Source organism: Vibrio cyclitrophicus (assembly GCA_023206055.1).
Lineage (GTDB): Bacteria > Pseudomonadota > Gammaproteobacteria > Enterobacterales > Vibrionaceae > Vibrio > Vibrio cyclitrophicus_A.
The window spans coordinates 928,402-940,426 of record CP065367.1; the positions used below are offsets into that span (position 1 = coordinate 928,402).

Consider the following 12,025-nt stretch of genomic DNA (forward strand, 5'->3'; position numbering starts at 1 on the left):
CTTACTCAGCTTGTTCAGCAGAAGGTTGAATACGAACAGACATACCATTACGTACACGCTGCAAGCCTTGAGTGATGACCACGTCGTTCTTATCTAGACCAGAATGAACAATCACACCACCTTCAACCTGACGCCCCATCTCGATGTTTCTGCGCTCAGCAACGGGTTCGGCTTCGCCTTCAACCAATACCATCACAAAATCACCTTCAAGATCGGTTTGCACCGCACGGCGGGGAATAGTCACAACATCAATAGATTGTTTATCACGCAGATCAACACGAACATGTTGACCAGGAAGTAATTGTTGGTTGGGGTTATCGGCAATCGCACGCATCGCGATCGTACCAGTATTGAGGTTAATACGGTTGCCTAAAAAGTCCAGTTGGCCTAAGTGCTCGAATGCTTCACCATTTTCCAACACGATCTCTACTTCAACGCGAGCAGAATCACTGCTGCCATCACCTTCAATGCGGTCCATACCTAACTCAATGCGTTCGCGCTCACTAATACTGAATGAGGCATGGATTGGGTCTAAGCTAACCAATGTAGTCAATACACCTGAAGACGGTGATACTAGATCACCCTTACTTACTTTAGTGTCACTGATTCTTCCAGAGAAAGGCGCAACAATTTTAGTATGAGAAAGCTGAACATTCGCGGCGTTTAACTGAGCATGGCTTGCTTCAAGTTGTGCTTGAGAACCGAGTAATGAAGCTGTCAACGCGTCAAATTCCGATTGAGAAATACTGCCTTTTGGAAGTAGGTTCTTACCACGGTTGAAATCAAGCTCGGCTTTTTTGAGGTTTGCATTCGCTTGAGCAACAGACGCTTTTGCGCTCGCAACTTCAGCTTCAAATGAAGAAGGTTCGATCAAGTAAAGCAATTGACCCTTTTCGACCATTTGACCTTCTTGGAAATGACGGCTTTGTAAATAACCTGAAACCTGCGCAGTGATCGCCGTGTCTTCAACGGCTTCAATACGGCCGATATACGATTTGCTTTGCTGGTGAGAAATAACATTAACATCCTGTACAGCTACGAGAGGTAAAGGCGCTTGGTTGGTATTTTGGGCGTCTTGCCCACACCCAGCAAGAATAAAAGAGCTTGCAAGAGCCGTAAGGATTAACTTTTTACGCATGGTTATACCGTCACTTATGAGAAATTGAACAGCATAAAAGTTACGTAACACAATTGCTTCAAATGTCCGAGGAATATCAATTATAACTCGCAAAAGTGTTTCAACATGTAAATTGAAATTAGATACATATCAATCAATTACAAACCAATAACAATTTGTGATCAAATAACCATTTCCTACTTCCACTCTCCGCGTATATTGTCTAACATAATGTAACTTCAAAGCTAAACACTCATACTTCTTCGTTAAGGTAATTCGAATGATTTCAAAATGGGCAAAACGTTTCTATCAAATGGCGGAATTGGTCGGCTCTTGGAGTAAAGATCCTTCAACTCAAGTTGGCGCCGTAATCACTAAGCATAACCGTATTGTTTCAGTTGGTTTTAATGGTTACCCACATGGTGTGTCTGATAGTGCGGATACTGATGACAGAGAGATGAAGTACCTCAAGACGCTTCACGCTGAAGAAAATGCAATTTTATTCGCTAAGCGTGATTTGGACAGTTGTGAAATCTGGGTGACGCACTTCCCTTGTCCAAACTGTGCGGCAAAAATCATCCAAACAGGTATTTCAGCGGTACATTGCCCAGAGCAAAGTGAAGACTTCCTTTCTCGCTGGGGCGACAAGATTAAAGTCAGCCAAGATATGTTTGAGCAAGCTGGTGTAAAAGTGGATTGGTTACCACTCGCTGAATTGGACTAACATCTAAGCTGAATTTCGGATACAAAAAAGCCGAGAGTCGATATTATCGCTCTCGGCTTTCTTTTGTTTGGACTTATAGCTTAGACGCTTTAGTTTAGACACTATAGCTCGGTCGCTATGGAGTGATGAGCAAACTAAGCGCTCGTTGGGAATGCTTCCGCATACGCTTCCATAAAGTCTTTACGAATATCTTGCTCTAAATGAATCGCTTTTTCGGTCGGACAGAAGATCATAAAGTGCACTTCTTGCTCACCTGTCGAACTGCTTGTGATATGGATGTGAGGCTCAGAACCCGGAAGGTCAACGCCAGCGTGCTTTTCAATCACACCGTTGTAACGGCGGGCAACATCGATAAACTCTTCGCAATGCTCTTCAATTTTCACAATAAGACCCGGCACCATAGGGTATAGGTTTACAAAGTCTTTCACTGTCACAAAAAAGTTATGATAAACATAGCGCTTCATGAAGTTGAGGTTCTTTACCGGATACGTAAAAAACATGCTATTGGGTAGCGTAGCTGTCTTGCCAGTGAAGTGATATTGCCCATGATACAAATCGATTTCTTGAATCACAGTCGCCATCAAATTGTGCTCAATCACCTCGCCGCTGATTTTACCCACTTCGATCCAGTCGCCGATTCTAAATGAGCGAGAACTCGCACGTTGAATAGAACCAGTGAAACACAAAATGATCTCTTTAGATGCGACGACTATAGCAACAGCAATGGCTGTTACCGACAGCGCAAATTCGCTGATTTCGGATTTCCACAGCACAAATAACGTCACAACAATAATCGCGAATGTGCCATTTTTGGTTCGTGACATCCAGTTACGTTGGTCTTCACTAAGGAAAGCAACATCACCTCTTATTTGAGATAAGGTGATTCGGCGAATGATTAAAATAATAGTGATAATCAACGCACTAAAAATAAACTTATGAGCGAGTAGAAAATCAATTACTTGCCACAACTTTTCCATTACTTATTCCTTTAGCTTTATAACGACGAGCTTTACAACGATTAGCATTTTTCACGATTAGCGGAAACTTCGCTATGAAAAAGCGCTCAATTATTAAGCGCTTTCTTACGTGCCTAAATCAGCTATTGGTAAGGCTATCATTTTATCTTGGCAGAAGTAATAAATTGACCAAAAGTTTCACACCAAATCACAACCGTATTAAATCGATTAAGATCAGTACCTTCGGGAAGCGAAACCATAAAACGGTCGAATGTTTTCACATCTCCGACTCTCAATAACTCGTTCTTGCTGTCATTGAAAGCTTGCTCGGTTTCAATGAAATTAGGTGAGAGGTAGACCTTGTAATCAGGCCCCGGCGCCAATTCACCTTCAAAAGCGATCGCACTTTCAGATACTGAGACGATGCCTTCTCCCCAGTGCAAGAAGTCACTGTCTTGTCGATCTTTAGTGAACTCACCCGTGTAGATAGCCTGCTCACTGATCGCTTCAACAGAACTTGAGGAAGGAGAATCAGGCTCAATCAAGATAGGTAATGCGTAAACACCCAGTCCAAAACCAAAAGCACCCACGGCTAAGTGGGTGCAAAGTAAAACTAACTTTTTCATCGCGTACTCCCTTATGCTTAAAGAGAGTATTATTGAATACTCTCAAAAATACAAAGAGATATAACGCTCTGATGTTCTATTTTTGGTAATGCGTCGCTGTACGTTGAGACAATTCGACAATCACTTTTACCGCGTGCTCCATGCCTTGAATGGTAATGAACTCATGAATACCGTGGAAATTGTAGCCACCAGTAAAGATATTCGGACATGGTAGTCCCATGAAAGATAAACGAGCACCGTCTGTACCACCTCGGATAGGCTTGATCATTGGCTCAACATCGCAATCAATCATCGCTTGCTTCGCTAATTCAATAATATGTTGATGCGGTTCAACCATCTCTTTCATATTGAAGTAGCTATCGGTTAGCACCAACTCAACACGGCCTTTCTCGAGACGCTCATTCAGCTCATCCACTTTCTGTTGCATGAATGCCTTACGCGCTTCTACACCCTCACGTTCAAAATCACGGATGATGTATCCCAGTTCAGAGCGAGCCACACCCATTTCAGCTGATTTCAGGTGGTAAAAACCTTCATACCCTTCTGTGCACTCTGGTGTTTCTTGCGCTGGCATCATCAATTGGAATTGCGCTGCAATGTTCATTGAGTTCACCATTTTACCTTTTGCGGTACCGGGGTGAACGTTCACGCCATGACAAATAACGTCAGCGCTCGTGGCATTAAAGTTCTCAAATTCCAACTCCCCTACCGGTCCACCATCGATGGTGTACGCCCACTCGGCGCCAAACTTCTCAACGTCAAACAGGTTTGCACCACGACCGATCTCTTCATCTGGCGTAAAACCAATGCAAATGTCGCCGTGTTTGATGTCTGGATTCGCTTTTAGGTAAGCAATCGCGCTGATGATTTCAGCGATGCCCGCTTTATTGTCGGCACCAAGCAGAGTCGTACCGTCAGTCGTAATAAGGTCGTGGCCATGCAAAGAGTCAAGATCTGGGTATTGGTTTGGATTCAAACTCTCGCCACTTTCACCTAATTCAATCGTTCCACCTTGGTAATCTTTAATCACTTGTGGTTTCACGTTGGAACCTGATGCGTCAGGAGCGGTATCCATATGCGCTACAAAGCCAATCGCAGGCACTGGATAATCGACATTCGACGGCAGTTTCGCCATCAAATATCCATTGTCATCTAAAGACACATCAACTAAGTCTAATTCCACCAATTCTAACTTTAAGGCTTCAGCAAACGTAATTTGACCCGGTGAACTTGGGCATTGCTGATTAGAAGGATCGGATTTGGTATCAAAAGTAACGTAATTCAGAAAACGTTCTACAAGCTTTTCCATAATTCATTCCACCATGGATTAAGTAATTGATTTACTGACTTTATTATTCATGTAGATCAGCGAGGCATTGTTAAGTAAATACGTACGCAGAGTCAGTCGCGAGGTTTTTTATCTTACGCCCTTGACCATGTATGTAATTGCTCTAAATCATTATTGTGCGAAATTAGATGCGCTTCCTATACTTGAAAACAGAGGGTTTCGTCAGTTCAACATTGCATACGGATGATAAGAGATCACTTTGTACGTATTCTACGCCCTCCGCTCTCAGCCTAACAAAAGTACAAAGTGGATGATGATCACAATTTATCCTTGATGCAGAATCTGTCATACGTTACACGGAGACACAGTTATGACGATTAATAAATATTTCATTTTCTCTCCTCAAGCCTCTGAGGAAACGCTTCAACCAGTATTAACTGAGAAAGAAGTTCAAAGGCAGGAAGCTCTAAGACAGGCGCAGACCCAGGGTGGGTTAGACACAAACGCGACCTCGTAACTCAATGAATACCTAGCACTATTAAGACCCCTATAAAAAAGCTCTACGCTCTATCCTGTAGAGCTTTTTTTATTCTTGATGTATTTTCATACCCCGCACCCAACAAAAGCGGCTAATTAAACCTTCGCTCATTACTTCTTGTTCTTCACTTCTCGATCACCGTTTGGCTCACAATTTCTTACGAATGTATTTTCACGCATTGCACACGCTAGCTTGCAGCGCTGAGAAATGACTCACTAAACTCCCCGATGCCATACCTTGTCGTGTCATTTTGTGCTAATAATTCATATTCGTTTTCATTCCTCACTCGCCCTCTTTTCAAAAACTCTAATGCGAGTACCAGAGAACCTAACCACAGGAACCCCGAATTCAATGGAATATTCAAAACTAGGAAGTAGTCAAATTCCCGTTTCCCGTATCTGCCTTGGTAGCATGACTTGGGGGCTACAAAATACGCAACAACAAGCCGACCAACAGATTGAGTACGCATTAAGCCAAGGTATTAACTTTATCGATACTGCAGAGATGTACGCGGTTCCACCTTCTCCAGATACCTATGGCAAAACAGAAGCGATAATTGGTAACTGGTTATCGCGTAACCCACAGCGTCGCCAAGAGTTGATCATCGCAAGCAAAATTGCCGGGCCAGGGCTTCCTTGGGTTCGAGATGGTGGTCCGATAACCGGTGAAGCCGTGATCGCAGCCGTTGATGCATCATTAAAACGCCTACAAACAGACTATATCGACCTTTACCAACTTCATTGGCCAAATCGCACAACGCCTCACTTTGGTAAGCACTTCCCGAATCACATTCGATTCAGTGATATTGACCGAAATCAGCATGAAGCTGAGATGTTAGAAATCCTACAAGCATTAGCTAGCTGTATTAAGGCGGGTAAAATTCGCCATGTCGGGCTTTCAGATGATTCCACTTGGGGCATTAACACATACCTCAAGCTGAGCGAGAAACACGATTTACCGCGTATGGTTTCGATTCAAAATGAATTTAGCTTGCTGCACGCAAAAGATTGGCCATATCTAATTGAGAACTGTGTGCATGAAGATGTCGCTTATCTGCCATGGTCACCTTTAGCTGCAGGCATGTTGAGTGGAAAGTACATCGATGGCGCAAGACCGGAAGGCAGCCGTTGGACTTACATGCAACGTAAAGGCATCTTCCGTGATACTGAATCTGCCAATGAAGCGGTTAAAGGCTATGTTGAAGTCGCAAACACTCACGGGTTTACACCAAGCCAGCTTGCATTGGCATGGTGTAATCAAGTTGATGGTGTCACCTCCACAATTATTGGTGCAACGACCATGGAACAACTGAAAGAAAACGTAGCAGCTTTCAGCAAGCCTCTATCAGAACAGATACTCACTGATATCAACACAGTGTTTAAGCGCTACCCTGTTCCGTATTAAGCTGTAAGTTCACCTAGCCTTCACAGTTCGCCTAACCTTCTCGGTTCAGCGAGACTTAGGTAAGTAAATCTCATAAGAGTGCGCTATTTAGTGCGCTTTTCTTTTTTAAGTGGGTCGCTTTTGCTTTTTATGTGGATCGCATTGAGTCATCACGCTTTTGGTTCTCCAACCTTTGCTCTATAATGCGCGGGCTTATATCTAGGATAAAAACATGATTTCAAAAAACCAATTAAAACTCCTTCGCGCTTTGGGCCAAAAGAAACAACGTAAAGCCCACGGCCTGTTTCTAGTTCAAGGTGAAAAGAACGTTCTTGAGCTGTTCAATAGTGACTTAGTCGTGAAGAACGTCTTTGCTACCGCTGATTTCCTGTCTGAAAATCACGCGTCATTGATTGAGTTTGATTGTGTTGAAGCCTCACTAGATGACCTAACCAAGGCAAGCACTTTGGTAAGTAACAACGCAGCGATTGCTGTTGTTGAGATCCCAACGTTTGAATTACCAAAAGCAACTGGATTGATGATTGCGCTGGATGGCGTGTCTGATCCGGGCAACCTAGGTACTATTATTCGCGTAGCAGACTGGTATGGCATTCAGCATATCGTTGCGAGCAGCGATTGTGCAGACCCATATAACCCGAAAACGATCAGCGCAACTATGGGCAGCTTTGGCCGAGTACACGTAAGCCAAACCGACTTACCTGAATACTTAGAGCAAGCGAACCTGCCTGTTTACGGCGCGTTCTTAGAGGGCGAAAGTGTTCATAAGACGGAATTTACTGCCAACGGCATTTTGCTAATGGGCAGTGAGTCTCACGGCATTCGTGAACACGCCGCTAAATACGTGACGGATAAGATTACGATTCCAGCATTCGGTGGCGCAGAGTCTCTGAATGTAGCAATGGCGACAGGTATTATTCTCGACAACATGCGTCGTCAGTATAGCTAATCGATTCAAGAATCAGCGGCTAGCTAGAATTAGCGGATAAAAAGAGCAAGATTCCCTATCTTGCTCGTCCCTCGCAGCAGGGAATGACGTAACTTAGAAGTAGAGACAAAACCAACCACCAGCTCTCACCGCACAAAACATCAAGTAGATTTTGAAATATAATGTTGGCAAGTAGGTCAATAATTAACTGAATCATCAGCCGTCATCCTCAAGAAGGAGGGACGACTGAGTTGGGGATCTTTTTTTCGGAAGGTTTGTTTCAAGTAGCAGAATTACTTTTCTAGCATTGCCAACTTATCAGCGACACCATTCCACTTTTCAGCTTCATCCATCGGTGCTTTTACTTCCGTTTGTACCGGCCAGATCTCAGCAAGCTCGGCATTCACTTCAATAAAGATCTTTTGATCTTCTGGCAGTTCATCTTCTTGGAAGATCGCTTGAGCGTCGCATTCAGGTACACATAAACCACAATCAATGCATTCGATTGGGTTGATTACCATGAAATTCGGGCCTTCATGGAACGCATCTGCGGGGCATACCGCCACACAGTCTGTGTATTTACATTGAATACAATTATCGCCTACGACAAATGCCATGATGCTCTGCTCTATAAGTTAGTCAAAATTGAAGAATGGAGGATAATACTCATCCCAAGGCAAAATTCAACATCATACGGCTCTAATATCGTGTCTATTTGCTCCATGTTTCCAAATTAGTATGACAGATAAATCAATTTCTCGTAAAATGCGCGCCATTGTGAGCTTATCGCTTCTTTCAACATCAGCGTTTTCATCAAACTCTGCGTTTAGAAGCGGTCTAGCTAAGACACCTATAAAAACGAGACATCAAAATGATACGTTTAACCGAAATTAAACTCCCCCTAGACCACGAAGAATCAGCCATTCAAGACGCTATTGAAGCGAAGCTTGGCATTAATTCTGATCAGGTACTTTCTTTTAATATCTTTAAACGTGGCTACGATGCTCGTAAGAAATCAAAAATCTTACTTATCTACACGCTTGACGTTCTCGTTGAAAACGAAGCTGAGTTGTTAGAGCAATTCATTAGCGACCCACACGTAAAAGTGACTCCCGACATGGAGTACAAATTCGTTGCGAAAGCCGTTGAGAACCAAACTGAACGCCCTGTCGTTATCGGTTTTGGCCCTTGTGGTTTGTTCGCTGGCTTAGTGCTTGCTCAAATGGGCTTCAACCCAATCATCGTTGAGCGTGGTAAAGAAGTCCGTGAACGTACGAAAGATACCTTTGGTTTCTGGCGTAAGCGTACGCTGAACACTGAATCAAACGTACAGTTTGGTGAAGGTGGCGCAGGTACTTTCTCTGACGGTAAGCTATACAGCCAAGTTAAAGATCCAAAGCACTACGGCCGTAAAGTAATCGAAGAATTCGTAGCTGCTGGCGCACCAGAAGAAATTCTATACGTGAGTAAGCCACACATCGGTACCTTTAAACTGGTTACCATGATCGAAAAGATGCGCGCTTCTATCATTGAGCTAGGTGGCGAAATCCGTTTCAGCACTCGCGTTGATGACGTTCATATGGAAGACGGTCAAATCACTGGCTTGACGCTTTCTAACGGTGAAGAGATTAAATCTCGTCACGTAGTACTGGCTGTTGGCCACAGTGCTCGTGATACGTTTGAAATGCTGCACGAACGTGGCGTTTACATGGAAGCTAAGCCTTTCTCTGTTGGTTTCCGTATCGAACACAAGCAAGCGATGATCGATGAAGCTCGTTTCGGTAAGAACGCAGGCAACCCTATCCTAGGTGCCGCGGACTACAAACTGGTTCACCACTGTAAAAATGGTCGCACTGTATACAGCTTCTGTATGTGCCCGGGTGGTACTGTGGTTGCAGCGACGTCTGAAGAAGGCCGCGTTGTAACCAACGGCATGAGCCAATACTCTCGTGCAGAGCGCAACGCAAACAGCGCAATCGTTGTAGGTATCGACCCAGAGCGTGATTACCCAGGTGATGCACTAGCAGGTATCCGTTTACAACGTGAGTTAGAAAGTGCCGCTTATGTTCTAGGTGGCGAGAACTACGATGCCCCTGCACAGAAAATCGGTGACTTCCTAAAAGGTCGCGATCCAAGTGAAATCGGTGAAGTAAAACCATCATTCACACCGGGTATCCACCTAACTGACATTTCAAAAGCGCTACCTGATTTTGCTATCGAAGCGATTCGTGAAGCAATCCCAGCGTTCGAGAAGAAAATTAAAGGCTTCTCTACGCCAGACGGTCTATTAACTGGCGTTGAGACTCGTACGTCTTCTCCTGTATGCATCAAGCGTGGTAAAGACTTCCAAAGCATCAACCTTAAGGGCTTCTTTCCTGCTGGTGAAGGTGCAGGCTACGCAGGCGGTATCCTTTCTGCTGGTATCGATGGTATTAAGGCTGCAGAAGCGCTAGCACTATCAATGGCAGAGCAAAACCAAGCAGAGAAGATTGAGATCGCTTAAGCGCTTTCGATAAACCCGAGCTAAATAGCGAACACCCAAAACTGAAAATCCAGTGTCTTGTCGACACTGGATTTTTTTTATGTGCATGTGACTAGCGGTAAACAAGCAACATGGTAGAATGCAGCCATTAATCTTATCCTCATATAAGATTGTTGAACCTTTCCATCGCTATTTAGCCAAATCATACCGAGAAACTTATGCCATTTTCCAAGCTTGGATTAAGCTCACCTATTGTTAAAGCCGTTGCAAAACAAGGCTATGAAAAGCCAACCTCTATTCAAGAAAAAGCAATTCCGATTGTGCTTTCTGGTAAGAACCTTATTGCTGCTGCACAAACAGGTACAGGTAAAACTGCGAGCTTTGTTCTCCCTATCTTAGAAATGCTAAGTAAAGGTGAAACACAACGTAAAAAACGTATCCGTGCTGTTATTCTGACACCAACTCGTGAGCTTGCGATTCAGGTAGAACAAAACATTACTAAGTACGCGAAGTTCCTAAACCTTACATCATTAGCGATGTACGGTGGCGTGTCTTACCAACACCAGAAAGATCGTCTTATTGAAGGCGTTGATATTCTTGTGGCAACACCAGGTCGTTTGATCGATATGTACGGGCAACGTGCCGTTCACTTTGATGAAGTCGAAGTACTGGTTCTTGATGAAGCCGACCGCATGCTAGACATGGGTTTCATTGAAGACATCAACAAAATCATCGCGCGTTTGCCACAAAATATTCAAAACTTGTTGTTCTCAGCAACGCTATCAACGCCAGTGCGTGCGCTAGCAAAAAGTGCAATCAGTGAAGCGGAAGAGATTTCTATCGCCAAGACTGACGCATCTAAAGCGAACATTGAACAATGGCTAGTTACAGTCGATAAAGACCGTAAATCTGCACTGTTAAGCCACATGATCACAGACGGCGAGTGGGACCAAGCGCTTATCTTTATCGAGACTAAGCACGGCGCGGCTAAGTTGGTTGCTCAACTGGAAAAGCGTGGCATCCAAGCTGAAGCTTTCCACAGTGGACGTAGCCAAGCGATTCGTGAAAAGATTCTGGCTGACTTCAAAAAAGGTCGTCTAAAATATCTCGTTGCGACAGGTGTTGCTGCTCGTGGTATCGATATCGATAACCTAAGCCGCGTAGTGAACTACGACATCCCATTCCCAGCAGACGACTATGTTCACCGTATTGGTCGTACAGGCCGTGCTGATGCTTCTGGTGAAGCGATCTCTTTCCTATCGAAAGATAACTTCAAGAACCTGTGCATCATTGAAAAACGTCTTGGCCACTTGATTGAACGTCGCGTTGTTGAAGGTTTCGAACCACGCAAAGAAGTACCAATTTCAGTATTGAACTTCGTTCCTAAGAAGAAAAGAGAACAGCAACAAGACTAAGTAATTTCAGCTACAGAAAATATTAGCCAAAATGAAAATCAAACGAAGCCCTATGTGACTTCGTTTTGTTCTTTGAAATACAAATAAAACTGAGGCAATAAGATGATCACTCCTATCGCAACGAGATTGACCCGAGGCCAAGATCTAAAGCTTGAACTCCAAAAGCTTGTGACAGCGCACAATATCTCAGCGGGCTCTGTCGCGTCGTGTGTCGGGTGTGTTTCTCAACTCAATATCCGTTTGGCTAATGCGAACAACACCAAGCTAATTACAGCTCCGTTCGAAATTGTGTCACTAATAGCAACACTAACCCCAAACCACCAGCATGTTCATATATCCGTTGCTGATGAAAATGGCGATGTAATTGGTGGGCACTTGCTTGAAGGGACGATTATCGCGACCACGGCTGAATTGATAGTTCATCGCTACGATACCTTGACCTTCAACAGAGAGCATGACGATTCGACGGGTTACACTGAGCTCACTATCAGCGAGAACACGCAATAGATTGCCCCGTAACAACACTAAGCGCTCCATATAAAGCGATACA

Annotated in this window: 12 protein-coding genes; 7 read left to right on the plus strand and 5 right to left on the minus strand. The window is 44.0% G+C overall.

All coding sequences use genetic code 11. From position 1 onward, the window contains the following. Position 1: 1 nt before the first annotated feature. Positions 2-1,138: an efflux RND transporter periplasmic adaptor subunit gene (locus ITG09_19800; GenBank protein ID UPR55168.1), complete on the minus strand. Its 1,137-nt coding sequence runs from the start codon at positions 1,136-1,138 to the stop codon at positions 2-4. Between the two features lie 259 nt (positions 1,139-1,397). On the opposite strand from ITG09_19800, the gene ITG09_19805 reads away from it, so the two are divergent. Beyond that, positions 1,398-1,841 (plus strand): cytidine/deoxycytidylate deaminase family protein, encoded by a 444-nt coding sequence (locus ITG09_19805; GenBank protein UPR55169.1) that lies wholly within the window; start codon positions 1,398-1,400, stop codon positions 1,839-1,841. 134 nt (positions 1,842-1,975) lie between these two features. Here the strand turns inward: ITG09_19805 and ITG09_19810 are convergent, their stop codons facing one another. The 3 genes from ITG09_19810 to pepT all read right to left on the minus strand — a co-directional run bounded on the left by ITG09_19810 (position 1,976) and on the right by pepT (position 4,732). Further along, positions 1,976-2,818, minus strand: a complete 843-nt coding sequence (locus tag ITG09_19810) for a mechanosensitive ion channel family protein (protein ID UPR55170.1) — start codon at positions 2,816-2,818, stop codon at positions 1,976-1,978. Positions 2,819-2,955: 137 nt separating this feature from the next. After that, positions 2,956-3,423 carry a DM13 domain-containing protein gene (locus tag ITG09_19815; GenBank protein UPR55171.1) on the minus strand — a complete coding sequence of 156 codons (468 nt, stop codon included), beginning with the start codon at positions 3,421-3,423 and terminating at the stop codon, positions 2,956-2,958. A 76-nt stretch (positions 3,424-3,499) separates the two neighbouring features. Then, positions 3,500-4,732 (minus strand): peptidase T, encoded by a 1,233-nt coding sequence (gene pepT / locus ITG09_19820; protein ID UPR55172.1) that lies wholly within the window; start codon positions 4,730-4,732, stop codon positions 3,500-3,502. Positions 4,733-5,081: 349 nt separating this feature from the next. Here pepT and ITG09_19825 point away from each other — a divergent pair, with 349 nt between their 5' ends. The 3 genes from ITG09_19825 (at position 5,082) to ITG09_19835 (ending at position 7,599) form a co-directional block, all read left to right on the plus strand. Beyond that, positions 5,082-5,228: a hypothetical protein gene (locus tag ITG09_19825; protein UPR55173.1), complete on the plus strand. Its 147-nt coding sequence runs from the start codon at positions 5,082-5,084 to the stop codon at positions 5,226-5,228. A 372-nt stretch (positions 5,229-5,600) separates the two neighbouring features. Beyond that, positions 5,601-6,653 carry an aldo/keto reductase gene (locus ITG09_19830; GenBank protein ID UPR55174.1) on the plus strand — a complete coding sequence of 351 codons (1,053 nt, stop codon included), beginning with the start codon at positions 5,601-5,603 and terminating at the stop codon, positions 6,651-6,653. Between the two features lie 211 nt (positions 6,654-6,864). Beyond that, a complete protein-coding gene (locus tag ITG09_19835; GenBank protein ID UPR55175.1) occupies positions 6,865-7,599 on the plus strand; it encodes an RNA methyltransferase in 735 nt (244 codons plus the stop codon). Positions 7,600-7,871: 272 nt separating this feature from the next. Here ITG09_19835 and ITG09_19840 read toward each other — a convergent pair whose 3' ends face one another. Next, a complete protein-coding gene (locus ITG09_19840; GenBank protein UPR55176.1) occupies positions 7,872-8,195 on the minus strand; it encodes a ferredoxin family protein in 324 nt (107 codons plus the stop codon). A gap of 254 nt (positions 8,196-8,449) precedes the next feature. On the opposite strand from ITG09_19840, the gene ITG09_19845 reads away from it, so the two are divergent. From ITG09_19845 to ITG09_19855, 3 genes are all read left to right on the plus strand, one after another. Continuing rightward, complete coding sequence (locus tag ITG09_19845) at positions 8,450-10,081, plus strand: NAD(P)/FAD-dependent oxidoreductase (GenBank protein UPR55177.1); 1,632 nt, start codon at positions 8,450-8,452, stop codon at positions 10,079-10,081. Positions 10,082-10,278: 197 nt separating this feature from the next. Continuing rightward, positions 10,279-11,475: a DEAD/DEAH box helicase gene (locus tag ITG09_19850; protein UPR55178.1), complete on the plus strand. Its 1,197-nt coding sequence runs from the start codon at positions 10,279-10,281 to the stop codon at positions 11,473-11,475. A gap of 102 nt (positions 11,476-11,577) precedes the next feature. Next, a complete protein-coding gene (locus ITG09_19855) occupies positions 11,578-11,982 on the plus strand; it encodes a DUF296 domain-containing protein (GenBank protein UPR55179.1) in 405 nt (134 codons plus the stop codon). Positions 11,983-12,025 lie beyond the last annotated feature (43 nt).